23 protein-coding genes are annotated in these 25036 nt (G+C 65.2%); 15 read left to right on the top strand and 8 right to left on the bottom strand.

The window, feature by feature from the left end:
* Positions 1 to 126: 126 nt before the first annotated feature.
* The 3 genes from ASPHE3_RS19135 to ASPHE3_RS19125 all read left to right on the top strand — a co-directional run bounded on the left by ASPHE3_RS19135 (position 127) and on the right by ASPHE3_RS19125 (position 3325).
* Positions 127 to 1230 (top strand): FUSC family protein, encoded by a 1104-nt coding sequence (locus ASPHE3_RS19135; protein WP_013602839.1) that lies wholly within the window; start codon positions 127 to 129, stop codon positions 1228 to 1230.
* 42 nt (positions 1231 to 1272) lie between these two features.
* Entirely contained in the window at positions 1273 to 2016 is a 744-nt protein-coding gene (locus tag ASPHE3_RS19130; protein WP_013602838.1) for an IclR family transcriptional regulator, read from the top strand.
* Positions 2017 to 2137: 121 nt separating this feature from the next.
* Positions 2138 to 3325 (top strand): 4-hydroxybenzoate 3-monooxygenase, encoded by a 1188-nt coding sequence (locus tag ASPHE3_RS19125; RefSeq protein ID WP_013602837.1) that lies wholly within the window; start codon positions 2138 to 2140, stop codon positions 3323 to 3325.
* Positions 3326 to 3414: 89 nt separating this feature from the next.
* Here the strand turns inward: ASPHE3_RS19125 and ASPHE3_RS19120 are convergent, their stop codons facing one another.
* On the bottom strand, positions 3415 to 3954 hold the full coding sequence (locus tag ASPHE3_RS19120) for a TetR/AcrR family transcriptional regulator (RefSeq protein WP_013602836.1): 540 nt from the start codon (positions 3952 to 3954) through the stop codon (positions 3415 to 3417).
* Between the two features lie 54 nt (positions 3955 to 4008).
* Between ASPHE3_RS19120 and ASPHE3_RS19115 the strand changes: the two genes are divergently transcribed.
* Positions 4009 to 5064 (top strand): FAD-dependent monooxygenase, encoded by a 1056-nt coding sequence (locus ASPHE3_RS19115; protein ID WP_013602835.1) that lies wholly within the window; start codon positions 4009 to 4011, stop codon positions 5062 to 5064.
* Here the strand turns inward: ASPHE3_RS19115 and ASPHE3_RS19110 are convergent, their stop codons facing one another.
* The 4 genes from ASPHE3_RS19110 to ASPHE3_RS19095 all read right to left on the bottom strand — a co-directional run bounded on the left by ASPHE3_RS19110 (position 5065) and on the right by ASPHE3_RS19095 (position 9902).
* Positions 5065 to 6882: an ABC transporter permease gene (locus tag ASPHE3_RS19110; protein WP_013602834.1), complete on the bottom strand. Its 1818-nt coding sequence runs from the start codon at positions 6880 to 6882 to the stop codon at positions 5065 to 5067.
* On the bottom strand, positions 6879 to 7949 hold the full coding sequence (locus tag ASPHE3_RS19105; RefSeq protein WP_013602833.1) for an ABC transporter ATP-binding protein: 1071 nt from the start codon (positions 7947 to 7949) through the stop codon (positions 6879 to 6881). Before ASPHE3_RS19105 ends, ASPHE3_RS19110 begins: the two co-directional genes overlap by 4 nt.
* Before the next feature lie 55 nt (positions 7950 to 8004).
* The gene (locus ASPHE3_RS19100; protein WP_013602832.1) at positions 8005 to 9078 is read right to left on the bottom strand and encodes an extracellular solute-binding protein; all 1074 of its coding nucleotides are present in this window, start codon (positions 9076 to 9078) and stop codon (positions 8005 to 8007) included.
* A gap of 320 nt (positions 9079 to 9398) precedes the next feature.
* On the bottom strand, positions 9399 to 9902 hold the full coding sequence (locus ASPHE3_RS19095; protein WP_013602831.1) for a GNAT family N-acetyltransferase: 504 nt from the start codon (positions 9900 to 9902) through the stop codon (positions 9399 to 9401).
* A gap of 154 nt (positions 9903 to 10056) precedes the next feature.
* Here ASPHE3_RS19095 and ASPHE3_RS19090 point away from each other — a divergent pair, with 154 nt between their 5' ends.
* The 3 genes from ASPHE3_RS19090 to ASPHE3_RS19080 all read left to right on the top strand — a co-directional run bounded on the left by ASPHE3_RS19090 (position 10057) and on the right by ASPHE3_RS19080 (position 11875).
* Positions 10057 to 10563 (top strand): MarR family winged helix-turn-helix transcriptional regulator, encoded by a 507-nt coding sequence (locus tag ASPHE3_RS19090; RefSeq protein WP_013602830.1) that lies wholly within the window; start codon positions 10057 to 10059, stop codon positions 10561 to 10563.
* Positions 10564 to 10637: 74 nt separating this feature from the next.
* On the top strand, positions 10638 to 10958 hold the full coding sequence (locus ASPHE3_RS19085) for a hypothetical protein (RefSeq protein WP_141001712.1): 321 nt from the start codon (positions 10638 to 10640) through the stop codon (positions 10956 to 10958).
* On the top strand, positions 10955 to 11875 hold the full coding sequence (locus ASPHE3_RS19080) for a serine/threonine-protein kinase (protein WP_013602828.1): 921 nt from the start codon (positions 10955 to 10957) through the stop codon (positions 11873 to 11875). The genes ASPHE3_RS19085 and ASPHE3_RS19080 overlap by 4 nt, the downstream gene beginning before the upstream one ends.
* On the opposite strand, the gene ASPHE3_RS19075 is transcribed toward ASPHE3_RS19080, so the two are convergent.
* Both ASPHE3_RS19075 and purB read right to left on the bottom strand, forming a co-directional pair.
* Positions 11872 to 12549, bottom strand: a complete 678-nt coding sequence (locus ASPHE3_RS19075; protein WP_013602827.1) for a histidine phosphatase family protein — start codon at positions 12547 to 12549, stop codon at positions 11872 to 11874. The genes ASPHE3_RS19080 and ASPHE3_RS19075 overlap by 4 nt on opposite strands.
* 125 nt (positions 12550 to 12674) lie before the next feature.
* Positions 12675 to 14117, bottom strand: a complete 1443-nt coding sequence (gene purB, locus ASPHE3_RS19070; protein WP_013602826.1) for an adenylosuccinate lyase — start codon at positions 14115 to 14117, stop codon at positions 12675 to 12677.
* A 186-nt stretch (positions 14118 to 14303) separates the two neighbouring features.
* Between purB and ASPHE3_RS19065 the strand changes: the two genes are divergently transcribed.
* Both ASPHE3_RS19065 and ASPHE3_RS19060 read left to right on the top strand, forming a co-directional pair.
* Positions 14304 to 14606 (top strand): hypothetical protein, encoded by a 303-nt coding sequence (locus ASPHE3_RS19065; protein ID WP_013602825.1) that lies wholly within the window; start codon positions 14304 to 14306, stop codon positions 14604 to 14606.
* The gene (locus ASPHE3_RS19060; protein ID WP_013602824.1) at positions 14606 to 15952 is read left to right on the top strand and encodes a hypothetical protein; all 1347 of its coding nucleotides are present in this window, start codon (positions 14606 to 14608) and stop codon (positions 15950 to 15952) included. The genes ASPHE3_RS19065 and ASPHE3_RS19060 overlap by 1 nt, the downstream gene beginning before the upstream one ends.
* An 18-nt stretch (positions 15953 to 15970) precedes the next feature.
* Here the strand turns inward: ASPHE3_RS19060 and ASPHE3_RS19055 are convergent, their stop codons facing one another.
* Complete coding sequence (locus tag ASPHE3_RS19055) at positions 15971 to 16393, bottom strand: phage holin family protein (RefSeq protein WP_013602823.1); 423 nt, start codon at positions 16391 to 16393, stop codon at positions 15971 to 15973.
* 234 nt (positions 16394 to 16627) lie between these two features.
* On the opposite strand from ASPHE3_RS19055, the gene ASPHE3_RS19050 reads away from it, so the two are divergent.
* The 6 genes from ASPHE3_RS19050 to ASPHE3_RS19025 all read left to right on the top strand — a co-directional run bounded on the left by ASPHE3_RS19050 (position 16628) and on the right by ASPHE3_RS19025 (position 25029).
* Positions 16628 to 18001, top strand: a complete 1374-nt coding sequence (locus ASPHE3_RS19050) for a pectate lyase family protein (RefSeq protein ID WP_013602822.1) — start codon at positions 16628 to 16630, stop codon at positions 17999 to 18001.
* On the top strand, positions 18001 to 19911 hold the full coding sequence (locus ASPHE3_RS19045) for a pectinesterase family protein (RefSeq protein ID WP_013602821.1): 1911 nt from the start codon (positions 18001 to 18003) through the stop codon (positions 19909 to 19911). The genes ASPHE3_RS19050 and ASPHE3_RS19045 overlap by 1 nt, the downstream gene beginning before the upstream one ends.
* A 132-nt stretch (positions 19912 to 20043) precedes the next feature.
* Entirely contained in the window at positions 20044 to 21162 is a 1119-nt protein-coding gene (locus tag ASPHE3_RS19040; RefSeq protein ID WP_013602820.1) for a histidinol-phosphate transaminase, read from the top strand.
* A gap of 149 nt (positions 21163 to 21311) precedes the next feature.
* Positions 21312 to 22550 (top strand): pyruvate dehydrogenase (acetyl-transferring) E1 component subunit alpha, encoded by a 1239-nt coding sequence (gene pdhA, locus ASPHE3_RS19035; RefSeq protein WP_013602819.1) that lies wholly within the window; start codon positions 21312 to 21314, stop codon positions 22548 to 22550.
* On the top strand, positions 22550 to 23530 hold the full coding sequence (locus ASPHE3_RS19030; protein ID WP_013602818.1) for an alpha-ketoacid dehydrogenase subunit beta: 981 nt from the start codon (positions 22550 to 22552) through the stop codon (positions 23528 to 23530). The genes pdhA and ASPHE3_RS19030 overlap by 1 nt, the downstream gene beginning before the upstream one ends.
* A gap of 20 nt (positions 23531 to 23550) precedes the next feature.
* The gene (locus tag ASPHE3_RS19025) at positions 23551 to 25029 is read left to right on the top strand and encodes a 2-oxo acid dehydrogenase subunit E2 (protein WP_013602817.1); all 1479 of its coding nucleotides are present in this window, start codon (positions 23551 to 23553) and stop codon (positions 25027 to 25029) included.
* Positions 25030 to 25036 lie beyond the last annotated feature (7 nt).

Genomic DNA, 25036 nt, shown 5'->3' with positions numbered 1-25036 from the left:
TGCCCAGCCGTTCCATTCATGGGAACGCCGTTCGCCGCCGGTACCGGCGCCCGTCGTAGGATTTAGCAGGAACGTCAGCGCGGCCGGCCGCCACCCGTCCACCCGCCGCAGGAAGGCGCTGTTTCCGTGAAGATGCTCGCCGAGATGTTCCGCCTTGCTCCCGGCAACAAGGACCACCATCCAGCCCTAAGGTGCGCCGTTGGTGTCTTCGTTCCGCTCTTTGCCCTGGTGCTGATGGGCCGGCTGGACCTGGCCATCTTCGCGTCCTTTGGGGCCTTCACCGGGATCTACGGGCGCGGTGAGCCGCATTCGATCCGCTTTGCCCTGCAGCTCAGGGCCGGCGTGCTGATGCTGCTGGTCATTGTCCTCGCGGCCCTCGCGGCACGGGCAGGAGCCGCCTGGGGCCTGGGCGCGGAGCCCACCACCTGGCTCCTTGTCCTGGCCACCACGCTGGTGGCGGGCGGCTGTTCGGTGGCCATCGCCTGGCTCCGGCTGCGGCCGGCAGGATCGCTGTTCCACATCTTCGCCTTCGCCGCCATCGCCTCCATTCCCAACCAGCCCCCGCTCTGGGAGGGCCTGCTGGTGTCCGTCCTTACCACCGTTTTTTGCCTGCTGGTCGGGTTTTCGTCAAGGGTGCTGCCCAGCCGCCGGACGGCTTGGGTGCGGCCCCGCCCCATCCGCCGCACGCCGGAGGAGAAGCGGGCCGCCTGGCTGGAAGGCTTCGGCTATCTGGTGGCTGCCGGCCTGGCGGGTGCGCTGGCCACCTGGGCGGGAAGCCGCCTCGGCTTCGGCCACAACTACTGGGCCATGGTGGCTGCCGTGGTTCCGCTGGTGGGCCACACCACGCGGCACAGGGTACGCCGCGGGGTGCAGAGGATCATCGGCACCATCCTGGGCCTGGTGGTGATGGCAGCGATCCTGCTGCTGGGCCTGCAGCCGTGGCAGACGGTGGTGGTCATGGCACTGTGCCAGTTCGGTGCCGAGCTGTTCATCATCAGGCAGTATCTTCTGGCCCAGGTTTTCGTCACCCCGTTGGCGCTGGTTTCCACGCTCCTGGTGGTTCCGTCCTCGCCCGGCCTCCTCCTCCGGGACCGGATTATCGAGACGGTCATCGGTGCCGCCCTCGGCATAGCCGTAGTGCTTGCCCCGGACGCTTGGCGCCTGCTGCGGGGACGCACGACGGCGGCGGGCGGCTCCGTGCCAGGCCCTCCGCAGGTGCCGCAGCGGTAGGCTGGTAGCGTCCCATTCAATGGAAAAGGCGGGTGGTGTGCGGTGGCCAATTCCGCGTCCGGAGATTCGGTGGTGGACCGGATCGTGCGGCTGATCTCCGCCTTTCCCGAGGATGTGACCGCCCTGCAGCTCGCGGAGCTGGCGGAACGCGCTGACCTGCCGCTCACCACCGCCCACCGGCTGGTCCGCCAGCTCGCCGCCCACGGCCTGCTGGACGCAGCTCCCGGCGGCCTGGTGCGGCCCGGGCTGCGGCTCTGGGAGCTGGTCAACCGGACCGCGCCCACCCTTGCCCTGCGGCAGGCTGCCATGCCGTTCATGGAGGACATCCAGCAGGTCCTGAACCAAAACGTCAACCTGGCTGTGCTGGACGGCTGGGAAGCCCTGTTCGTGGAGCGGCTCTCCCGCCGCGGGTCCGTTGCCAACAGGGCCAAAGTGGCGGGACGGATGCCCGTCCACACCTCCTCGGCGGGGCTGGCGCTGATGGCGCACCAGGACAAGCAGCTCCAGGGCCAGTACCTGGACCAGTTCGCGGACCCGGAAGGGAAGGTCAGCACGGATGCCGTCCGGGTGCTGCTGAGCGAAACCTTCCACCAGGGCTTTGCCCAGCTCAAGGGCGTGGTGGACCCCGATACGTGGGGGATAGCCGTCCCCGTGCTGGGACCGCGCCAGCGTGCGGTGGCGTCGCTCGGGGTGGTGGTGCCCTTGCGGGAGATGCGGCTGCAGGCCCTGGTCCCTGCCCTGCAGACCGCAGCGCGGGGCATAGCGCGGCGGCTGGCGGAACCGTAAGATTCACATTCCGTTGAACGGAATTGCTGTAACACGGGTGGCCGGCGGGCGCGCAGACTGGGAAGCAGAAGCACCCATCCGGCCGCTCAGCAGCAGGCCCCGCAACGAAGCGAGAACGCCAATGGCACGCAAGATCCTCACCACCCAGGTGGCCATCATGGGCGCAGGCCCGGCCGGCCTGATGCTCTCCCACCTGCTGGCCAAGGCGGGCATCGACTCCACCGTCATCGAAGTCCGCAGCCACAAGGAAATCTCCGAAACCGTACGTGCCGGCATCCTGGAGCACGGCACCGTGAACCTGCTCGTGGACAGCGGCGTTTCGGACCGGGTACTGCGCGACGGCGACCGGCACGACGGCATCGAGCTGCGCTTCAACGGGGAAAGCCACCGGGTGGACTTCAAGGACCTCGTGGGCGAGTCCGTGTGGCTCTACCCGCAGACCGACGTCTTCCTGGACCTCGCCGCCCGCAGGAGGGACGACGGCGGGGACGTCCGCTACAGCGTCACGGACACCACAGTGCATGACCTCGAAGGCAAGCCGAAGGTGTGGTTCACGGACTCCGAAGGGGTGGAGTTCGAGATTCAGGCCGATTTCCTGGTGGGGGCCGACGGTTCCCGCAGCCACTGCCGCTTCCAGATTCCGGAAGCCGGCCGCAAGTGGTACTTCCACGAGTACCCCTTCGCCTGGTTCGGGATCCTCGCCGAGGCCCCGCGCAGCTCCAACGAACTGATCTACGCCAACTCCGCGAACGGTTTTGCCCTCATCAGCCAGCGCACCGAGACGGTCCAGCGGATGTACTTCCAGTGCGACCCAAAGGAGAACGTGGCGGAGTGGGATGACGAGCGGATCTGGGCCGAGTTCCGGAGCAGGGTCAACGGCAACGGCTTTGAGCTGAAGGAGGGCCCGGTCATCGACAAGATGGTCCTGCCGTTCCGGAGCTTCGTCCACACGCCCATGCGCCACGGCAACCTGTTCCTCGCCGGCGACGCTGCCCACACCGTCCCGCCCACCGGTGCGAAGGGCCTGAACCTGGCCATCCACGACGTCAAGATGCTCTTCGAGGGCCTGGACAGCCACTACAACTCCGGCTCTGACCACTTGCTGGATACCTTCAGCGACCGCGCCCTGGAGCGGGTGTGGAAAGCGCAGCAGTTCTCCTACTGGATGACCACAATGCTGCACACCCCTGCGGATGCGGATGACTTCTCCCGTGCCCGGCAGTTGGGTGAGCTGAACTCGGTGGTGTCATCCAGGCACGGCATGGCTTACCTTGCCGAGGCCTACACCGGCTGGCCGGGACAGCCCTGACAAGGTCTGCCGGGAGTACGACGGCGGTGCTGGCGCCGGCGGAGGCGGCATGTCGCCGTCGTGCCGGGGGGTTGAAGGCGACTTTGGCCTCAGGGCGCAATCAGCCGCCGGACCGCTGCGGCGATGGCCGCGGCGTCGGGCTGTTCGTCCCGCCTGACGGTGAGCAGGTGGAGCAGGACGCCGTCGCCGTAGTCCGCAACGTCCCGGGCGCGGGCGGACGCGTCCGCAACCCCCAGAGCGGTGAGGGCCTGCTCCAGGCCGCCCACCAGCCGGAAATGCCCGGCCGTCACCGACTCCGGCCGGTCCAGCGAGAGTGCCATGCGCGCCCGGGTGAGGCCCGCCTGCCGCCCGGCGAGGGCCAGCACCAGCCTGGAAAGCTGGTCTGCCAGCTCCTCGATGTCCCGGGGCGGTCCGGCCGGGTCCTGCTCCTCCAGGAGCGCGGCGTCCAGCTCCAGCAGCCGCTCCAGGACGGCCTCCACGAGGGCGGCGCGGCTCCGGTAGTAGTTGGAGGTGGTGCCCTCAGGAAACTGTGCCGCCGCATCAACGGCACGGTGCGTGAGACCCTTCATTCCTTTGTCCGCCACCACCGTCAGGGCGGCATCCATCAGTTCCGTGCGGCGGTCAGGCATGGCCTCAGTGTAATTGCCCCTAGCGAACCACTACAAAAGTAGTAAAATTGCGGCATGGAAACAATCTCGATCGTTGGCGGAGGGATAGCGGGCCTGGCGCTCGCAGCATGCCTTGATCAGGACCGCTTCGAGGTGACGGTGTACGAGAAGCGGCCTGAGCTGCCGGTAGTGGGCACCGTCCTGGCTATGTGGCCCAATGCCCAGCGTGCGCTGGCAGAAGTTGGTGTCCTCGACAAGGCCCGTGCCGTGAGCCCGGTGATCGGCAGCGGATCGATACGGGACGCCGCGGGCGAGCCCTGGGTTACCGTGAATGGCGGCGACATGTTTGGCATTTCCAGGATTGACCTCCTCCGCCTGCTCGATGCCTCGGTCCCGCGGTCGGTCAGCCGGATCACCAGGCGGGTGGATGCCGTCCCGTCCGGCGCGGACATCGTGGTGGGTGCCGATGGTGTGCACAGTGCCGTCCGCAGGGCCATCTGGGGTGGAAGGACTGCCGCCAGGCTTACGCCCTACCTCGCCGTGCGCGGTGTCCTCCCTGCCCCGGTTAACCCTGCGGACGTGGGCGAGTACTGGGGGCGCGGCGACCTGTTCGGCCTGGCGAATGCAGCCGGGGGAACAAACTGGTACGCGAGCTACCGTTCCAACCTCGGTCCTGCCGGCATCGACGTCGCGTCAATCCTTGAGGAAGCGAGGCACCACTTTGCCCAGCACGCACCTGCCATCCGCAGTGTGCTTGCCGCAGCCACCCCCGAGCTTTCACTCGCCCAGCGCATCTGGACCACACCGCCGCTGGCGTCCTATGTCCGTGGCAACGCAGTCCTGGTCGGCGACGCCGCACACGCCATGACGCCCAACCTCGGCAGGGGAGCCTGCGAATCGCTGGTGGACGCGGTCACGCTCGCAGGGCTGCTGAACACGAGACCGGTTGGGGAAGCCCTCAGGTCCTACGACCGCCGGCGTCGGCTCCGCACCCAGGCGCTGAGCCTCGCATCTGCGGCACTCATGAAAGTGGCCCTCGCGGACGCCGCCCAGCCCTTCCGTGACCGCCTGCTCAACCTTGCCCGACGGCGGAACGGACCCGCCGCCGTCGTCAGCGGTCCGGCAGGCTGATCAGCGCGCCGGAGCTGCCGGCTGCGCGGCATCCTCCGCGGCGGGCCTTCCGGGAAGTCCCGGCCCCGGCACTGGCGATGCGGGCGGAACGGCAGGCAGCCGCTTCCGCTTGGAGCGGCCCCTGCTGGAGCGTCCGTAGACGAGGTACATGGTCACGCCGGTGATGACCATCAAGAGCACCGTGTAGACGAACGTGTTGGCAATCCCGTCAACGCCTTCCGCGCCGTCCGTGTTCGCCTTGATCACCAGGCCCAGCGGCTGAACCAGGGGGTGGGCCAGGAAGATTGCGGTGTCGTAGTCGTCCAGCAGGCTGTTGAAGTTCAGGGCGGTGATGGCAGCGGCGGCCGGCAGTACCAGCGGCAGCAGGATCCGCCGGAATACATACAGCGTCTTGGCGCCCATGATGGCCGCTGCTTCCTCCAACGAGGAGTTCACTGAGGCGAAGGATGCTTTGAGCATGCGCAGGGTGAAGGGGATCTTCACCGTCACGAAGGCAATCAGCAGGATCACTGTGGTTCCGGTCAGTACAGCGCCGCCCACCAGCGGATTGGGATGGTCGTAACTGATGATCAGGCCCAGGGCCAGCAGTGCGGACGGCAGGATCCACGGAATGTGGAGCAGGTATTCGAAGGCCGCGGCCACCCAGTTCTTGTACTTCTGCAGGAGCCGGGCCACAAACAGCAGGCCGCCCACGGCGATCACTGCAGCCAGGGCGCTGTACACCACGCTCACGATGAACGGCCGCAGTCCCGATTGTTGGGTGAGAACCCGCTCATAGTTCTCCAGCGTCAGGCTGCCGAGCGAGAGCTGGCCGGTTTGGATAGCGGCACCGTCCGCGAAGGAGTACAGCACAATCAGCACTACAGGCAGTGTGTAAACAGCAAACAGCAGGTAAGCCACGGCGTGGACCACCACATTGGCCATGGGGTTGGTGATCTCCTGCTTCTGCAGTGCGGAGGACACCTTGGATACCGAGAAGTAGGTGCCGCCCTTTTCCAGGCGGGACATGACGGCGAGCATGAGGATGGTGGCCAGGCCCAGGATCACGGCCAGCAGGGCGGCCAGGTCCCGTGAGGTAGGGCTGTTGGTGAAGGTCAGGATCATCGGGGTGATGGTCTGGAAGTCGCGCCCCCCAAGCACTTGGGGTGCACTCAGGGCACCCAGCCCAGTGAGGAAGGACAGGATGGTGACGGCGAACAGGGTTGGTTTGAGCATGGGCAGTACAATCCGCCGCAGGATGGTCCAGGTGGAGGCCCCGAGGTTCCGGGCTGCTTCGATGGTCTGGTAGTCGATGCCCTTCAGCGCGTTGGCCACGAACAGCATGTGGTTGGTGGTGGTGGCGAAGGTCATCACCACCAGCACGGCGAAGAAGCCGGAGAACCATGCCGGATCCATGCCGGGAAAGACCTTCACCAGCAGCGACGTGACGATTCCCTTGTCCCCGTAGATGAACTTGTACCCGGCAGCCAGGACAATGCCGCCGTAAATGAACGTGGACGCATAGCCTAGGAAAAGGATCCGTGAACCCCGGATCCGGAAATAGTGCGTAACCAGGACAATGAAGACGCCCACCAGGTTCACGGTGATGGACAGGGCCACTGCCAGCAGGAAGCTGTTGCCCAGCGCCTTCATGGCCCGCTGGGACGAAAAGAGCTTCTCCGCCGCCCGCCCGGAGAAGCTGCCGTCGGGGAAGAACGTGGCTAGCAGGACGTTGATGTTGGGCCACACCAGGAACGCCGCAATGAACCAGGTCAGGACTGCGCCAACCACCAGCACGAAGGGGGAGCGGACCATGCCGCGGACGCCGGAGCCGCTCATGGCAGGACTGCTGCCGCCGGGTCCTGGTGCGGAAGCGCCGTCCCCGTCCCGGAGTGGTACTGGAGGACGTGCGCCGGCTGGAGGTAGACCATGGTTTCCGCGCCCGGTTCAGGGTGGGCGCCGCCGTCTTCCTTCACGAGCAGGCGGATATCCGCCCCCTGGCTCCGCACCACGTAGCGGCTGTGCAGGCCGTGGTAGGTCCGGGAGACCACCGTGCCGGGGAGGCCGACGGCGGGCCCTCCTTCCGGCGAAGGGTTCAGGGACGCCTTTTCCACCCGAAGGTAGGACTTGGCGTCGGTGCTGAGCCGGGCCCCGGACACACGGTTCAACTCCGCCACGAATTCCGGCGTTAACGCTGAGCTGTCTCCGATGAAGTTGCACACGAACTCCGTCGCTGACCTGTCATAGATCTCCTGGGGAGTTCCCACCTGCTCCACCACCCCCTTGTTGAAGACGGCTACACGGTCGCTCATGGCCAGGGCTTCATCCTGGTCATGGGTGACATATACCGTGGTGATGCCGAATTCACTTTGCAGGTCCTTGAGCTGCTGCCGGAGCTGGTGGCGCAGCTTGGCGTCCAAATTGGACAGCGGTTCGTCCAGGAGGAGGATCTTGGGCCGCAGTACCAGCGCCCGTGCCACCGCCACGCGCTGCTGCTGTCCGCCGGACAGCTCCGCCACGTTCTTGGACAGCTGCTCATCGCTCAGCTCCACCCGCCCGGCAATATCCCGGACCAGGTGGTTGCTGTCCGCCGGCTTCTCCTTCCGGACCCGGAGGCCAAAGGCGATGTTTTCCCACACGCTCATGCTGGGGAAGAGGGCATAGTTCTGGAACACCATGCCCACCTGCCTCTTGTCGCTGGGAAGCCGGGTGACATCCTTTCCGTCCACGTGCACCGTACCCCTGGTGGGCTGGATGAATCCCGCCAGGGTGCGGAGCGCCGTCGTTTTCCCGCAGCCGGACGGCCCCAGGAGAGTAAAGAACTCGCCTGGCCGCACGTGCAGGTCAAGGTTGGGGATGGCGGTGAAATCACCAAAGGAGACTTCGATGTTGTCCAAGCGGATCATGGCAAACCTGTCTGGTGAAGCGAAGGTCGGGTTGACGGGGCCGGCAGCGGACCGGTTACGTCATGTATTCGAGCTCGATCTTCTCCACCCAGGCGCCCATGTTCTCCTGCACGAACTCCCAGTCGATGTCCTGCTGCTTGAGGTTCGCGAAGAAGTCCACCACCTCGGGGTTTGCCTGCGCTTCGGCACCCTTGTTGACCGGCATGGAATTGAACTGCTTGGCAAACTCGCCCTGAACCTCGGCGCTGCCGAACCAGTCGATAAACTTCTTGGCTTGCTCTTCCTTCTTCGTTCCCTTCACCAGGGCGATCTGTTCCACGGCCAGGGGGACACCCACGGACGGGACCACTGCCTCGACGTTCACCTTGAAGGACTTCTCACGCTCGGCGATGATCGAGGACGGCATCTGGCCCATGTCCACTTCCCCGGAAGCAATCCGGGCAAAGAGGTCCGTCTTTGCCACCGCCGGGCTTCCGTTCTGGAAGTACTGCTCCACCTGCTTCCAGCCCTCGTCCGAGATGCCCAGGTCGCCGGAATCGTCCCGGTAGCGGCTGAGGATCCCTGCAAAGACGAGCTGTGCCGTTGCTGTGCCCAGGCCGGTCACCCGTTCGTAGCGGTCCTTGAACTCGTCCTTGGTCCACAGGTCCGTCCAGTCCCGGGGTGCGTTGTCCTTCGAGATCTTGTCCGAGTTGTAGCCCAGCAGGATGGCCTGCTTCACCAGGGGCCAGTAGGTTTCACCGTCGCTTAGGGACTTGTCCACGTCCCCTGCCCAACTCGGTTCATAAGGCTCGAGGGCACCCTCTGCGGTGATCTGCGAGAAGTACATGTTGTTCAGCCCGAACGCTACGTCGGCGATCGGATTGTTCTTCTCGGCGATGAGTTTGTTGGTGGCATCAGCGCCACCGGCACCCACGATCTCGATTTTGAAGCCGGCCTCGGCGGCCTTGGCAGTCACCCATTCGCCGCGGCCTTCCCCGTTGGAATTGGTGTAGACAACCAGGGTTTCGCCGCTGGCGGCAGGCGCCGAGGAGGCGTCGCCCGAAGCCGCGGGGGTAGCTGATCCCCCTCCGCATCCGGCAAGGAGGGTGGCGGCGACGGCGGCGGCGACCAAAGCTTGGAATTTACGCACGATCAGGACTCATTTCTGGACTGGAATCGGAGCATGTCCGGCCAGCCTATAGCCGGACACGGCAAAATCCGGGCCTTATTGCTATCGATTCGATAAACAGCCCGGCTGTCCACTCTGGTCCAGCCGCAGGAACGGTTGGTGCCTCCGGCGTTAACGTCGAGTTAACTCCTTGCCGCCCGCCGCCGTCGTGCGTCCTGTCCGTTGTCAGTCCTGAGGTACGGCCTCCGTGGGGTGGTGTCTGGGGATCCTGTCCCTGTCGTTGGTGATCTCCGTGTAGATACAGGCCTACCCGGCGTGACGAGCCGCCCGTATGCCCCGCCCTACGCCATCGCCGTCTGGGCGGCGCTGCGGGCATTGATGCTCTTGGCGTAGCAGTAGGAGTGTGCAACCCCCACGTACGGCCCGAAATTGGGGACGGGTTCGAAGCCGGAGTTCTGGTAGAAATTCCGCCCGTCCGGTTGCGCGGATCCTGCTTCTGCCTTGATTCGCGTGATTCCCTGCCTGAAGGCTTCCGCCTCAAGGGCCGCCAGGATTGAACTCGCCACCCCGGAGCCCCGGGTATAGGGCAGGACGTAGAGCCGCTTGATCTCTGCCGTAGTGGCGTCGAGCATGCGCAGCCCGCCGCAGCCCACTGGCTGGCCTGATCCTTTGTCGTAGGCCACCAGGAAGACAGCGCAATCAGCGCCCGACGGCGGCGGGCCGGGTTCGTGGTCAGGGGTACCAAAGCGGGCGTCGAGTTCGGCCCGCTGGGCGCGGCGGAGGTCGGCACCTACGGGATTGGACCAGGGAACCTGCCTGATGTTGAGCCGCGGGTTGGTCTGCATTCTGCCTCGATTCGCCGAAGGGTTATGCGAATCTAGGCTAGGAGACGGCCGTTACGCCGGTGTTTCCCGCCGGTTATGGCCCGGATAACGCTTTTTGACGGAGCCGGGCCAGGTCGCTTGGTTGCCTAGTTATCAGCTGGTCTAGGATGATTGCATGGGTTCTACGGGTAACGAAGGCTCCGGCTACTGGTACGGGCCGGACGGTCAACTGGATTACAGCGCTGCGGTGCTGAAGTCCCTGCGGGACTACCGGACCGCTGAGACCACGGTACGCCGGGCCACCCGCGACTCCATGGGCATGGGCGAAACGGACATCCTTGCCCTCCGTTACCTTCTCCGCGCGCAGGCCTCGGGCAAGTCGGTGGTACCCAAGGACATCAGCCAGTTCCTCGGAATTACCAGCGCCTCAACAACTTCCCTTATTGACAGGCTTGTTGCCAGCGGCCATGTTCGCAGGGAAGCCCACCCCAGCGACAGGCGCTCCGTGGTGGTAGTGCCTACTGTTGAATCGGACCGGGAGGTCCGGGTAACCCTGGGTGCCATGCACCGGGAGATGATGACCGTCGCCGAGGCCTTGACCGCTGATGAAGCGCGTGTGGTGGTGGAGTTCCTTGAACGGATGACCAAAGCGCTGCAGCAATCACGCCACGAAGAAAAGTAACTAGCCTGACTAGCTAGATCGACTAGCTATATGTATGCTTACGATTATTCCCGTACTTACTTACAGCCGGAGTCGTGAGCGTGTTGGTTACCTTTACTGAGCTTTTGCCCCTGGATTTGCCGTCCACTGCTCCTTCCGGCTTCCCGGGCGCTCCCGGCACTGAACCGGCTATGCACTGCGGAACCGCCATGGAACTGGTCACCCCCGCTGTCGGTCCCGCCGCCGTCGGCTATACGTTCGAACCGGCCGACGAGGGTCCCGTCCACCTTCCGCCCGTCTGGCGCTGCCGGTGCGGCTTCCAGCTCGACGCCTGGATCCGCTCACCGTACGCCCGCACATCCCCTGCTCAGGCTGCCGAGTCCCACGCCCCACATGCCCTGCCCCTCTCCGCATGACTGCCGGCACGCCGCTGCTGATCCGGACCGGCCAACACGCCGGGCAGCCGATTGTGGCAAACCGCTACCAGCTCAAGGAGCTTCTGGGCCGGGGTTCCTTGGCCGAGGTCTTCCGCGCCGTTGATCGGGCCGGCGGGCCAGACGTAGCCGTCAAAGTGGCTGTGGGGACATCCGGAAAGCACATACTGCGGATCAACACCGAAGCTGACGTCCTGGCCGCAGTGCAGCACCCGTCCATCGTCAGGTTTATCCGCCAGGGCGTGATGCCGGCCGGTACGCACCTCGCGGGCCGCCCCTTCCTGGTCGAAGAGCTGGCTCTGGGCACGAGCCTCGCCGAGGCATGCCGCAGCGGCGCCTGCACCCCCGGGACCGTTGCAGGGTGGGCCACCGGACTTTTCAGTGCCCTTGCCCACCTGCACGGACAAGGGCTGGTCCACCGGGACATCAAGCCGGGGAACTTGATGCTGAGCGGGCTGAGGAGGAGCCCGGTCCGAATCATCGACTTCGGCATCGCAGCCGCTGACGGGGCAGCTCCTGAACCGGGAATCTCGTCCGGAACCGTCCACTACATGAGCCCCGAGCAGGCCTCGGGCGGTCCCGCACGCGCATCCTGGGACGTCTACGCCATGGGCCTGGTCCTGCTGGAACTGCTGACCGGATCCAAGGCCTTTCCCGGGACCGCCATCGAGTCACTCGTTGCGAGGACCCTACGCAGCCCGGACGTCCCCGACTCCCTGGGGCCGCGGTGGTGTTCGTTCCTCCGGTCCCTGACCGCCATGGACAGTGCAGAACGGCCGACGGCGGCAGAGGCCGCCGGGATCGCTGCCCGCTTGATCCCCGTTCCCCTGGACGAAGCGGGCAGCCAATGCCGCAGGATGGCGGTCTTTCCGGCCCGCCGGATCAGGCAGCTGGCCTAGGCGCCCTTGACGTCCCTGCCGGTGGGATCCGCCGCCGTCGGGTCGGCCAGGGCCAGTCCGCCCACCGGGCTTCCGTCCCAGTGGATCAGTTTCCACCCGCTGTCCGGGTCCCCTTCCAGGGCAACAATTCCGGTATTGGCCAGGACGTGCCGGGCAGCGAATTCATGGTCTGCATCCTCGGCCCGCCGGCCGGCCCAGGTGCGGATCGCTGCACCGTGGCTGACCACGGCGGCCGCCTCGTGCTGCTGCCCGAAGGCACGGTCCACCACTTGGCGGATGGCAGCGTCAAAGCGCGCGAAAAACGTATGCCCGTCCGGACCGGCAGGCATCCGCTTGTCCAGGTCCCCGGCAGCCCAGGAAAACACAGTTCCCATATAGCGCTTATGGGCTTCCTCATCCGTGAGTTTTTCGAGGGCGCCGGCTTCAATCTCGTGCAGCCCTTCCAGCACCTCGACGTCCAGGCCATGCACCTGGCCAAGAGGCGCGGCGGTGATCTGGGTCCGGATCAGCGTGGAGGCATACAAGGCCCCGATGGGCTCATTGGCGAGTGATCGCGCCATTGCTTCAGCCTGCCGCTCACCCAGTTCCGTAAGCCCGGGACCCGGATGGGCCGTGTCCAGTTGGCCGAGCACGTTTCCGGGAGTTTGTCCGTGGCGGATAAGCAGCAGCTTCATATATCAAGTTTCGCATCCCGCCGAAGGAACAGCGGGCCGGGTTGGCGCGCGCGTGCCAATGCGAAAGGCGCCGGGCTCATGGGAGCCCGGCACCGTCGTCGTGCTTTCCTGCTTGATGTAGCGGACTACTTAAGGTGGTCCACCAGCTGGTCCGCGATGCCCGTGTACTTTCCGGGCGTCAGCGCAAGCAGGCGTGCTTCCGCTTCGGCCGAAAGGCCCAGGCTTTGTACGAATTCCTGCATGCGGGCGGCATCCACCCGCTGGCCGCGGGTAAGGTCCTTGAGCCGTTCGTAAGGGTTCTCCATGCCTTCGACGCCGGCAATAGCCTCGGCGCGCATGACCATCTGAATGGCCTCGCCCAGCACTTCCCAGTTGGTGTCAAGGTCTCCTGCGAGCACGTCTTCGGCCACGTCCAGGCGCTCCAGGCCCTTGGCCACGTTGGAAATGGCCAGCAGGGAGTGGCCGAATGCCACGCCGATGTTTCGCTGGCTGGAGGAGTCGGTGAGGTCGCGCTGCCAGCGGGAGGTCACCAGGGTGGCGCCCAGGGTGTCCAGCAGGCCGTTGGAGATTTCGAGGTTGGCCTCGGCGTTCTCGAACCTGATGGGGTTCACCTTGTGCGGCATGGTGGAGGAACCCGTGGCGCCGGCCACGGGGATCTGGGCGAAGTAGCCGATGGAGATGTAGCTCCAGATGTCCGTGCAGACGTTGTGCAGGATGCGGTTGAAACGCGCGACGTCGGCGTACAGTTCTGCCTGCCAGTCGTGGCTTTCGATCTGCGTGGTGAGCGGGTTCCAGGTCAGCCCCAGCCCTTCCACGAATGACTTGGAGACCTGCTGCCAGTCAGCGCCGGGAACGGAGGCGATGTGCGCGGCGTAGGTTCCGGTGGCACCGTTGATCTTGCCCAGGTATTCGGTTTTGGCGATCCGGTCCAGCTGGCGGGTGAGGCGGTGCGCGGTGACCGCCAGTTCCTTGCCCAGGGTCGTGGGGGTGGCGGGCTGGCCGTGCGTGCGGGACAGCATGGGGACTGCGCGGTTGTCCTCGGCCATCCTGCTGATCTGGGCTACCAGGTTGCGGGCGGCAGGAAGCCACACGTCCTCCACAGCACCCTTGATGCCCAGTGCATAGGAAAGGTTGTTGATGTCCTCCGAGGTGCAGCCGAAGTGGACCATGGCCGTGAGGTTTTCGATGCCGATAGCCGGCAGGCGCCGGCCGATGTAGTACTCCACGGCCTTGACGTCGTGGACAGTGACGGCCTCGATCTCGGCCAGCTCGGCCACGGCCGCGGCATCGAATTCGGTGACGATGGCGCGCAGCTCTTCCTGCTGGTCTGCTGTGAGGGGTCCCGCGCCGGGAAGAACGTTGTTGCTGGTCAGGTGGATGAGCCATTCAACTTCCACTGCCACACGGTCACGGTTCAGCGCTGCCTCGGACAGGTAGTCAACGAGGGGCGCGACGGCGGACTGGTAGCGGCCGTCCAGCGGGCCGAGCGCTATTTTTTCCGGGGACGCGGCGAGGGCCAGGCGTCCTGAGGGCGTACGGGTATCAGCTGTGGCGGCAGTTTCAGGCATGTGCTGATTCTTTCACGAAGTCCCGCAGCCCCTTAAGCGGTGCAGTCTCCGTTACTTGTCCACATAGCCGACGGCGGTTCTTCAGGTCAGGGGCAGTCCTCCGTAGCGTCGGAGCAGGGAAGGGCAGCGCCGGGCGGAACGGGGGATTCATCGGATGCAACGGGCAAAGGTGTGGTGGGAAGGGCAATGAGCAGCGAACTGGCGGGCACGGACCTGCGGACCGGCATGCTGCGTGCTTCCCAGGTGGACCAGCTGGCGGATCGCGTGGCGGCCTGCCTGGTCCGGGCAGAGGAAGTCCTTGCAGGATTCAGCGATATCCAGTTGCTGCAGTGGGAATCACCGGCAGGCCGGGCATACCGGGACGCTGTGTCACTCCAGGCCGCTGCCCTGCGCCGTTCGCTCGAATCGTTGATTGAGGCAAGGGCCGCTGTGGCCAGGCACAGCCAGGAGACCTCGGTGGCTGCCTGTTCCTACGGCGGCAGGCCGTAATGGCCGAGGCAACCCCTTCAGGCAGCGGCGGGCCTATCCGGGTTTCCGGGCCGGCGGATGATGGAACCCTGGCGATCCGGGGAGGCATGGGCGGCATCAGCTTCCAGCTGGAGGAGCTCGCCGGCGGTACCGGGAAGCTGGATGACCTCGCAGGCAGGCTCGCCGCGATCGAGGTCGAGGTCCGCCGCATCTGGGAGGACCTCACTCCTTACCAGGATCTGCCCAGGTGGACGGGAACCATTGCCCTGACGGCGGTGTGGGAAGCCGAGCGGAGCGTCCGGGCGGTCCGGACCGAACTGCAGCGCATCAGCAGCCAGGTCCGGGCCTCCAAGCACGAGTATGAGATGGCGGAGTGGTTGGCGGGCGCTGCCCGTGGTCTGGGAGTTCCAAACGTTGAAGGAGAACTTGAACGCCACGCGGACTTCTGGCGGACAGGGTTTCTCAACCGAAGCGCCGCCGAGAACATCGTCGGCAATGCCACATTTGTCTCTCCCCTCCTCAAGACCCTGGCGGATGCAGTGATTCCAGCGCTCAGGCCTCGCCCGCTGAAAGTCACCACGGAGGAGAGTGTTCCAATTGTCCTGGATCCTTCTCCATCGGGCCTGCTGGAACGTGTCCGGGTAATTGATGAACGCGGCGCCGGCTATATCGAGGTCATCGAAGTTGATGGCGGTGGGCGTAGAGCCTACGTGGTGGTCATCCCGGGCACGCAGCTGCGTGACGCCGCGGAGGGCGCAAATCCCTTTGATCTGGACGGCATAGTCGAAGGCGTGGGAGACCGCTCGGAAAGTGTCAACAAGGCTGTTCGGGAAGCCCTTGAGGCAGCGGGGGCAAGAAAGGGTGACCCTGTAGTGGGCGTCGGTTTCAGCCAAGGGGGTATCCACACGATGAACCTGGCAGCAAGTGACGACTTCCTGAATGAATACGACCTCCAGTACGTCTTGACCGCGGGATCGCCCGTCGCCCACATTGCATCAAAGCCGGACGTCAGCAGCCTCCACCTGGAGCACCGTACCGACTGGGTTCCCGGCGCCGACGGTGCGCCGAACCCGGACGCCAGAAACCAGGTCACGGTCACCATGACCAATGACTTGTACGTCCAAACGGGGGAGGACGTAGGTATCGGTCCTGGCCACCAGCTGGAAAGCTACCAGGAGGGAGCCCGGCTGGTGTCACAAAGCGGCGACCCTTCGCTTGTGGAGTCCACCGCCGCCCTCGGCGCCATTCTCGGCACCGGAGGTGCCGCCACGGCCACCCGGTTTTCCCTGTCGCGGACCCAAGCGGCGGTGCCCGATCTCCACGCGGCCAACACCCGAAGGCGGGAACGTGGACACGGCGGCCGATAGCTTTCCCGCCCGGAGGTATTACCGCCGGACGCCTGTGATTCCGCCGGCAACCAGCGAGACCAGGGTGGTGATGATGGCGGCGAGGACCGCTGTCCAGAAGAAGGAGTCGATGGTGAAGTGCACGGGGGTGAAGCTGCTGATCCAGGACGTCAGGTACAGCATTGCAGCGTTAATTACGATCGTAAAAAGACCCAGGGTCAGGATGGTGATGGGCAGCGCAAGGAGGCTCACCAGCGGCCTGACCAGCACGTTCACCAGTCCAAAGATGGCGCCGATGAACAAGTAGGCCAGGACCAGGCCTATGGTGTCAGTTTCCTGCGTGACACCGCTTCCGGCCACGGCGTCCGCGGCGGCAGAGCTGGCGATCTCCAGGCCAGGAAGTATCCAGCTGGCCACCCAAAGCGCCAGAGCGTTGATCAGTACCCGGGCAATCAGTCGCATGTGCCAATCGTTGCACATTCTGGTCTGTGCATGCCGTGCAGGTGGCGCAGCATTCCCCAACCTGGAGCAAACGAGTTCCGTGACAAGCCGGAGTTGCCGAAGTCAAAAACTTACGCACCCCTTGACAACAAGAAAACGGTTTCCGATAGTGGAGAAATCGCTTTCTCATGCGCGGCCAGCTGTGCTGTTTGCCGCCATCAGAGCGTGGTTCATTCCAATGGAGGAAGAGAGATCATGCGTAATCCGAAGCCCTTAACGTCGCTGTCAGTGCTGGTGGCCGTGGCCGCCTCGCTGCTGGCAAGCTCACCCACCTCGTTTGCTTCCCCTGCCCCGCAGGCCGACCCCGCAGCGCAGACTGCCCGCGTGCCGCTGGAGCGCCAAGTGCTCCCCGCGAATGATGGCTGGGCCGCAGCCGGAACGGGTACCACCGGTGGAGCAGCAGCAAGTGCAGACCGGGTTTACGACGTCTCGACAAAGGCTGAACTGCTGTCAGCCTTTGCCTTTGCAGGGTCGGAGCCGAAGATCATCCGCATCCACGGGGATATCGCGGCCAACGTGGACGCGAACGGTTCTCCCCTGAGCTGCGACGACTACGCAAGCGGAACGGGGTATTCCCTGGCCCGGTACCTGGCCGATTTCGATCCCGTCCGATACGGAACGGACACGGAACCGGAGGGGCCGCAGGAGAGCGCCCGGCGGCTTGCAGCGGCGAAGCAGGCCTCCACGATCCGCTGGGACATCCCCAGCAACACCACCCTCGTAGGAGCGGGGCCGGGCAGCAGCATCTCGGGGGCGGCGCTCCGAATCAACCGGGCAGAGAACGTCATCGTCCGGAATCTGACAGTGCGTGATGCCGCCGACTGTTTTCCGTCCTGGGACCCCACCGACGGTGACACCGGTAACTGGAACAGCGAGTATGACCTCCTGCAGATCATCAACGGGTCCAGGAACGTCTGGGTGGACCATGCCCACTTTACTGACGCCCCAAACCTGGACAGCGCCCAGCCCAGCTACTTCGGCCGGCCGTACCAGGTCCACGATGGGGCCGTTGACGTGACCAACGGCTCGGACCTGGTCACCATGTCCTACAACCGGTTCTCGGAACACGACAAGCTCCTGCTCATCGGGTCCACGGATTCCACCAGCCGGGGGGATGTTGGCAAGCTGCGCGTAACCATCCACCACAACGTCTTTGACAATGTGGGCCAGCGTGCACCCCGGGTGCGCTACGGACAGGTGGACGTGTACAACAACCACTTCAGGACCTCGGATTCATCGGGGATCCCGTACGGGTACACCTTCAGGGCAGGTGTGGAATCCCACCTCTATGCTGAGGCAAATGCCGTCACCCTCCCGGCAGACATTCCCACCGCAGCGGTGATCTCCTACTTCAAGGGGAAGGCCATTGCCACCATCGGTAACGCAGTAAATGGCAAGATCGTGGACCTCCGTGAGGCCTACAACGCAGCCGCGCCCGCGGACCGGCAACTGGCGGCCGACGACAGCTGGAAGCCGGAACTCCGAACCCACGTCCATGCGGCCCAGGCTGTGCCCGCACTCCTGGCGGGCGCCGTCGGACCCGTCTTCACAGCAGGGGAGGCCCGCTGATGGGCCGCTTCAAGCCCAGCCGCCGCTCCGTCCTGGCTGCGGTGGCAGCGGGAGCAGTGACAGCAGCGGCGGGACTCTCGGGACCAGCCGCTCTGCGCGCCCATGCCGCCGTCCTGCAAGCGAACGAACCTCCCTTGGACCGCCCCCATCCGGTCATCTTCGTGGTGGGTGATTCCACCTCCGCGGCCTATCAGCACTCGGAACGTCCCCGGGCTGGCTGGGGACAGGCGCTCCCCTTGCTGCTGGGGCCGCAGTCCGGCGTGTTTGACTGTGCCTGGTCCGGCGCCTCGTCCAAGAGTTTCGCCGATGCGGGCTTGTTGGACGAAGTGGTGGCCATGCTCCAGCCGGGCGACTACCTGCTCATCTCCTTCGGGCACAATGACGAGAAGGTCCAGGACCCGGCGAGGGGCACGGATCCACAGACAACGTTCAAGGAGTACCTGCAGAAATACATTGACGGCGCCAGGGGCAGCGGTGCCAAACCCGTGCTGGTCACCCCGGTGGAACGGCGCAGGTTCAGTGCCTTGGGCGTGGCACAGGATTCGCACGGATCCTATCCACAGGCTGTCCGTGAACTCGCCGCCGTAACCCAAACGCCGCTCGTGGACCTTTCCGCCTCCTCCAAGGAGTTGTGGCAGCAGCTCGGGCCGGAAGGTACCAAGAACCATTTCCTTTATGCAGACCCCGGCCGCTACCCGCAGTACCCGGACGGCGTTGCCGACAACACGCACTTCCAGGCTGAAGGCGCCTTCGCCGTGGCCAAACTGGTGGCTTTGGAACTCCAGGCGCAGCAGGCGGTGCCGCCCGGTTATTTCCAGCACCTCAACGACCGGCTTGACCCGATGCAAGGGATCCATTGGCCTAGCGAACGGCCTGTGGATAAGCCGCTGGTCCTGGAGGTTGGACCGGGAGCAGGTTTCCAGACAGTGCAGGCTGCAGTTGACGCAGTACCCGCAGGCAGCACGCGCCGCACCCAGATCCGCATCGCGCCCGGCACCTACCGGGGAACCGTCCGGGTGCCGGCCAACAAGGCAAGAGTCTCGTTCATCGGGCTGGGAGAGAAGCCGGAGGACGTTGTACTTGTCCACAACAATGCCTCCGGCACCCCCAAGCCTGACGGCACTGGCCCCTTTGGAACGGGCGGAAGTGCGAGCGTACGGATTGACGGGACCGACTTCACCGCGGAAAACCTCACGTTCAGCAATGACTTCGATGAGGCCGCCAACCAGGAGATGAAGAACCGTCAGGCGGTTGCACTCTTCCTGACCGGAGACCGAGCGGTGCTGCGCAATATCCGCTGCCTCGGAAACCAGGACACGTTGCTGGTCGATTCCCCGGCCCGCGGTGTCCAGGCACGGTCCTACTTTGCCGGGTGCTACGTGGAAGGGGACGTCGACTTCATCTTTGGCCGGGGGACCGCCGTCTTCTCCGGCTGTGAAATCCGTTCCCTGGACCGGGGGTCCGGGACCAACAACGGCTATGTTTCCGCCGGCAGCGTGAACATCGGGATCAAGCACGGCTACCTGTTTACGGACTGCAGGTTTGTCTCCAGTGCCGCAGCGGGTTCGGTCCACCTTGGCCGTCCCTGGCATCCCAGCGGGGACGTGGACGCCATCGCCCAGGTGTTGGTCAGAAACTCCTGGCTAGGGTCGCACATCTCCGAAACGCCCTGGACGGATATGAGCGGCTTCTCCTGGCGGGAAGCGCGGTTCCACGAGTTCAACAACAACGGGCCGGGATCCCGCATCACCCCCACCCGCCCCCAGCTGGATCCAGCCCTGGCCGCAGAGTTCACGCTGGAAGAGTACCTCCGCGGGACGGACGGTTGGGCGCCGCACCTGGCGGGCACCCGGATGGACAGCGCCACCGCGCCGTCCGCGGCCGGTTCGGGAACGGGGCGACCCTCCTGACACGGGAGCGCACGTAAACGGGGCGGCCGGCGGAACTTTCTGCACAGGTTCCGCCGGCCGCCCTTCGTGCAACAAAAAGCAGGCGAGTGACACCGCCTTCCCTCCAGCATCCTGCGAAGTAGGCTGGTCTGCATGACCTCATCTGAGACCGTGACGGGCGGCACCCGGCCACGCCCCGTGGTGGGCAGGCTGCCCCGCTATGCCGCCGGAAAACCTGCAGCAGCCGTGGATGGCCTGGTGAGCTACAAGCTCTCCTCGAACGAAAATCCGCTGCCCCCGCTCCCGGCAGTCCTTGAGGCCATCGCGCACCAGGCGGACTTCAACCGCTATCCTGACCCGCTGAGCAGCAAGCTGCGGGCGGAGCTCTCGGAGTTCCTCGGAGTTCCTGCTGAGGACATCGTCACGGGTGCGGGCAGCCTGGGCGCCCTCAACCAGTTGCTGGCCACGTTCGCAGGCCGGAATGAGGACGGGACCGCGGATGAGGTGATTTACGCCTGGCGTTCCTTCGAGGCATACCCCATCAGCGTGGGCCTGTCCGGAGCCGAAAGCGTGCCCATACCTGTCACTGAGGACGGCCGGCACGACCTGCCGGCGATGGCGGCCGCTGTCACGGACCGGACCAAAGTCATCCTGCTCTGCACGCCCAACAATCCCACCGGCCCAGTCCTCGGGGCAGCCGAGACCGAGGACTTCATCCGGCTGGTCCCACCGCACGTGGTGGTGGTCATCGATGAGGCTTACCAGGAGTTCGTCAGGGCGCAGGACGCAGCGGACGGCATCGCCTTGTACCGCAGGTACCCCAACGTTGTGGTACTGCGGACCTTCTCCAAAGCGCACGGGCTGGCCGGGCTGCGGGTGGGCTACAGCGTCTCCAATCCTGGACTCACGCAGTACCTGCGGGTGGCGGCAACGCCGTTCGCCGTGTCGCAGATTGCAGAAAAAGCGGCCATGGTTTCGCTGCAGAATTACTCCCAGGTTGTAGAAAGGGTACAAAGCATCGTGGATGAGAGGGAGCGTGTCACGGCGGGCCTGCGGAGCCTGGGCTGGTTTGTTCCTGACGCCCAGGGCAATTTTGTCTGGCTTGGCCTGGGAGCGGATAGCGCCGAATTTGCTGAGCTTGCGGCCAGCAAGGCCTTGTCCGTCAGGGCGTTTCCCGGTGAGGGCGTCAGGGTGAGCATTGGCGAAGCGGAGGCGAACAGCAGATTCCTCCAGCTCTGTGCGACCTATACAAAGGGGCGCATTCGTTCCTAGCGCTTAACAAGTAGCTCTGCGCGTACCTACTGAAGATAAAGTTAGGATCAGTACAGCAATATATATGCCGCGCCGGGAATCTATTCCTCTGAAGGCATATATCCCAGCGACATTGCACTGCATCCGCATGCGGCAAGCGAGGAGACGGTATGGGCACACATCTGCCTTCCACCGAGTTCGACGAAACAGCGGTAGACGACCAGCGCGAGGCGGATGCCGAGGCGGTCATGGGTGAGCCTCCAGCGCAGATGATCCAGCTTCTCGGGCCTGACGGAAAACTCGGCTTTGATCCGGTCTTCACGGAGTACGCCCGGAAGATCACCCCTGAGGGACTCCGCGGCCTCTACGCGGACATGGCCGCGATCCGCAGGTTCGATGTGGAAGCCACTGCCTTGCAGCGGCAGGGCCAGCTTGCCCTCTGGGTGCCGCTGACCGGGCAGGAGGCCGCGCAGATCGGTTCCGGGCGGGCCAGCCAGCCTCAGGACTACATCTTCCCCACCTACCGCGAGCACGGCGTGGCCCTCACCCGCAACGTGGACCTTGCGGAGCTCCTCAGGCAGTTCCGCGGAGTCTCCAACGGCGGTTGGAACCCGAAGGACACCAACTTCCACCTTTACACACTGGTCCTTGCTGCGCAGACGCTGCACGCGGTCGGCTATGCCATGGGCATCCAGCGCGACCAGAAGCTGGCAGCAGCAACGGGCGCGGCCGGTGCGGGGGAGGACGCCGCCGTCATCGCCTACTTCGGCGACGGTGCCAGCTCCGAGGGCGACGTCCACGAATCCATGGTCTTCGCCTCCTCCTACAATGCTCCCGTGGTGTTCTTCTGCCAGAACAACCACTGGGCCATCTCGGTACCCACCAATGTCCAGACGCGGGTTCCGTTGTCCAACCGCGCCAAGGGCTATGGATTCCCCGGCATCCGGGTGGACGGCAACGACGTCATTGCCGTCCACGCCGTCACCGAGTGGGCTCTGGAGCACGCACGCCAGGGCAAGGGCCCGGTCCTGATTGAGGCCTTCACCTACCGGGTGGGCGCCCACACCACCGCAGACGATCCCACCAAGTACCGGGAGTCGGCCGAGGAGGATGCGTGGCGGGCCAAGGATCCGCTGTCCCGCCTGGAGAAATACCTGCGCTCCGAAGGGCTGGCGGACGACGCTTTCTTCGCGAAGGTGAAGGCCGACGGCGATGAACTCGCCGCCTACGTCCGGCGCACCACCCACGACCTTGAAACTCCTGACATCCGCTCCGCCTTCGCCAACACCTACGCCGAAGCCCACCCCCTGGTGGCGGAGGAGCTTGCCTGGTTTGAGGAATACAGCGCAGGGTTCGCAGCCGGGGAACCCGGCGAAGAGGCCCAGGCAGCAGCAAAGGCAGGCCACTGATGACCACCATGACCATCGCCAAGGCCATCAACGAAGGCCTCCGTGCAACCCTCAGCCAAAACCCCAAATCACTGCTGATGGGTGAAGACATCGGCCCCTTGGGCGGCGTCTACCGGGTGACGGACGGGCTGATTGGCGAGTTCGGTCCGGACCGGGTAGTGGACACCCCGCTGGCGGAATCGGGCATCATTGGAACCGCCATCGGCCTTGCGCTGCGCGGGTACCGGCCGGTCTGCGAAATCCAGTTCGACGGATTCGTGTTCCCCGGCTTCAACCAGATCACCACCCAGCTGGCCAAGATGCACGCCCGCAGCAACGGCAACCTCACCGTCCCGGTGGTCATCCGCATCCCTTACGGCGGGGGCATCGGTTCCGTCGAGCACCACTCGGAGTCACCGGAAGCGCTCTTCGCCCACACGGCCGGCCTGCGCATCATCACCCCGTCCAACGCCCACGATGCGTACTGGATGGTCCAGCAGGCGGTGGAGTGCCAGGACCCGGTGATCATTTTCGAGCCCAAGCGCCGCTACTGGCTCAAGGGCGAGGTGGACATGGACGCACCTGGCCGGGCAGGGGATCCCTTCAAGGCCCACGTCCTCCGCAAGGGCACCGATGCCACCATCGTGGCCTACGGCCCGCTGGTTCCCGTTGCGCTTGCTGCCGCCAACGCCGCCGAGGAGGACGGCCGGAGCGTCGAGGTGATCGACCTGCGGTCCATCTCACCCCTTGACTTCGATACGGTCACGGCCTCGGTCCAGAAGACGGGCCGCCTGATTGTGGCCCATGAGGCACCCACCTTCGGCGGAATCGGCGGCGAAATCGCTGCCCGAATCAGCGAGCGGGCCTTCCACTCCCTGGAAGCCCCGGTTATCCGCGTGGGCGGATTCCACATGCCCTACCCGGTTGCCAAGGTTGAGGAAGACTACCTTCCGGATATCGACCGCATCCTTGAGGCGCTGGACCGCGCCCTCTCCTACTGAGGATTCCAACCGAGGACACCATGACTCTCAACAAGTTCAACCTGCCCGACGTCGGCGAGGGCCTGACCGAGGCCGAAATCGTCTCCTGGAAGGTCAAGCCAGGTGACGCCGTCGCCATAAACGACGTCCTCTGCGAGATCGAAACGGCCAAGTCCCTGGTGGAACTGCCCTCACCCTTCGCGGGGACCGTCACGGAACTGCTGGTGCCCGAAGGGGTGACTATCGACGTCGGGACCGCCATCATCAGCGTGAGCGACGACGTTTCCGGCGACCCCACGCCCGCGGACGTCCGCGCGCCGGCAACGCCGGTCCAGCCGCTGTACGGAACGCTCCCCACCCAGGAGGCGGACGGCGCAGCGGCCGACGGCGGCACGCAGGGCGGTGCCCCGGCCGGCGGTCCACTGGTGGGTTCCGGTCCAAAGGCCGACGCCGTCAAGCGGCGGCCGCGGAAATCGTCGCCGGCGTCCGCAGTCACGGCCAACGCCCCGGTGGTTGAGCCTGTCCAGCCGCTGACGCCTGCCGCCGTTTCCGCAACGGACACCGAAAGCGCACCCGTCGACAACCGCCCCACCCTCGGCGGAACCATCACGGGCCTGGTGAACCGGGTGCTGGCGAAGCCGCCGGTCCGAAAAATTGCCCGCGACCTGGGCATTGACCTGGCGGACGTGGTGGCCACCGGTTCACGGGGCGAGGTCACCCGGGAAGACCTGGTCAGCTACCAGGCGCAGCGCGACGCGGAACTGGACAAGGCGGACGGATTCTGGGGCAAGGCCGGCAAGCCGCAGGACCAGCGGATCGAACGGATCCCCGTCAAGGGCGTCCGGAAGGCCACGGCGAAGGCCATGGTGGATTCCGCGTTCGCGGCGCCGCACGTGAGTATCTTCGTGGACGTGGATGCCAGCCGGACCATGGAATTCGTCAAGCGGCTCAAATCGTCGCGGGATTTTGAGGGCATCAAGGTTTCGCCACTGCTCATCCTCGCCAAGGCCGTGATCTGGGCCGCGGCGCGGAATCCAAGCGTCAACGCCACCTGGGTGGACAACCCGGACGGAAACGATGGTGCCGAAATCCAGGTCAAGCACTATATGAACCTGGGGATCGCGGCGGCAACCCCGCGGGGACTCATGGTGCCGAATATCAAGAACGCGCAGGACCTTTCGCTGAAGGAACTGGCACTGGCGCTCAACAACCTGGCCGTCACTGCCCGGGCCGGCAAGACGAAGCCCGCTGATATGCAGGGGGGCACGCTCACCATCACCAACATTGGAGCCCTCGGCATTGATACCGGCACTCCCATCATCAATCCGGGCGAGGTAGCCATCGTGGCCTTCGGAACCATCAAGCAGAAGCCCTGGGTCCTGGACGGCGAAGTCATTCCCCGGTGGATTACCACCCTTGGCGGATCCTTCGACCACCGCGTGGTGGACGGAGACCTGTCCGCCCGCTTCATGGCGGACGTCGCTGCCATCCTGGAGGAGCCTGCGCTCCTCCTGGACTAGGCAAATC

Origin of the sequence: Pseudarthrobacter phenanthrenivorans Sphe3 (genome assembly GCF_000189535.1) — a bacterium.
GTDB classification, from domain to species: Bacteria; Actinomycetota; Actinomycetes; order Actinomycetales; family Micrococcaceae; genus Arthrobacter; species Arthrobacter phenanthrenivorans.
The sequence above is the reverse complement of the archived record's forward strand: the minus strand, read 5'-3'. Positions and strand labels throughout refer to the sequence as shown.

Excerpts from the sequence above, each read along its gene's own strand:
- ASPHE3_RS19125 (WP_013602837.1), top strand. The coding sequence starts at position 2,138 with ATGGCACGCAAGATCCTCACCACCCAGGTGGCCATCATGGGCGCAGGC.
- ASPHE3_RS19120 (WP_013602836.1), bottom strand. The coding sequence starts at position 3,954 with ATGCCTGACCGCCGCACGGAACTGATGGATGCCGCCCTGACGGTGGTG.
- ASPHE3_RS19115 (WP_013602835.1), top strand. The coding sequence starts at position 4,009 with ATGGAAACAATCTCGATCGTTGGCGGAGGGATAGCGGGCCTGGCGCTC.
- ASPHE3_RS19110 (WP_013602834.1), bottom strand. The coding sequence starts at position 6,882 with ATGAGCGGCTCCGGCGTCCGCGGCATGGTCCGCTCCCCCTTCGTGCTG.
- ASPHE3_RS19105 (WP_013602833.1), bottom strand. The coding sequence starts at position 7,949 with ATGATCCGCTTGGACAACATCGAAGTCTCCTTTGGTGATTTCACCGCC.
- ASPHE3_RS19095 (WP_013602831.1), bottom strand. The coding sequence starts at position 9,902 with ATGCAGACCAACCCGCGGCTCAACATCAGGCAGGTTCCCTGGTCCAAT.
- ASPHE3_RS19090 (WP_013602830.1), top strand. The coding sequence starts at position 10,057 with ATGGGTTCTACGGGTAACGAAGGCTCCGGCTACTGGTACGGGCCGGAC.
- ASPHE3_RS19080 (WP_013602828.1), top strand. The coding sequence starts at position 10,955 with ATGACTGCCGGCACGCCGCTGCTGATCCGGACCGGCCAACACGCCGGG.
- ASPHE3_RS19075 (WP_013602827.1), bottom strand. The coding sequence starts at position 12,549 with ATGAAGCTGCTGCTTATCCGCCACGGACAAACTCCCGGAAACGTGCTC.
- purB (WP_013602826.1), bottom strand. The coding sequence starts at position 14,117 with ATGCCTGAAACTGCCGCCACAGCTGATACCCGTACGCCCTCAGGACGC.
- ASPHE3_RS19065 (WP_013602825.1), top strand. The coding sequence starts at position 14,304 with ATGAGCAGCGAACTGGCGGGCACGGACCTGCGGACCGGCATGCTGCGT.
- ASPHE3_RS19060 (WP_013602824.1), top strand. The coding sequence starts at position 14,606 with ATGGCCGAGGCAACCCCTTCAGGCAGCGGCGGGCCTATCCGGGTTTCC.
- ASPHE3_RS19055 (WP_013602823.1), bottom strand. The coding sequence starts at position 16,393 with ATGCGACTGATTGCCCGGGTACTGATCAACGCTCTGGCGCTTTGGGTG.
- ASPHE3_RS19050 (WP_013602822.1), top strand. The coding sequence starts at position 16,628 with ATGCGTAATCCGAAGCCCTTAACGTCGCTGTCAGTGCTGGTGGCCGTG.
- ASPHE3_RS19045 (WP_013602821.1), top strand. The coding sequence starts at position 18,001 with ATGGGCCGCTTCAAGCCCAGCCGCCGCTCCGTCCTGGCTGCGGTGGCA.
- ASPHE3_RS19040 (WP_013602820.1), top strand. The coding sequence starts at position 20,044 with ATGACCTCATCTGAGACCGTGACGGGCGGCACCCGGCCACGCCCCGTG.
- pdhA (WP_013602819.1), top strand. The coding sequence starts at position 21,312 with ATGGGCACACATCTGCCTTCCACCGAGTTCGACGAAACAGCGGTAGAC.
- ASPHE3_RS19030 (WP_013602818.1), top strand. The coding sequence starts at position 22,550 with ATGACCACCATGACCATCGCCAAGGCCATCAACGAAGGCCTCCGTGCA.
- ASPHE3_RS19025 (WP_013602817.1), top strand. The coding sequence starts at position 23,551 with ATGACTCTCAACAAGTTCAACCTGCCCGACGTCGGCGAGGGCCTGACC.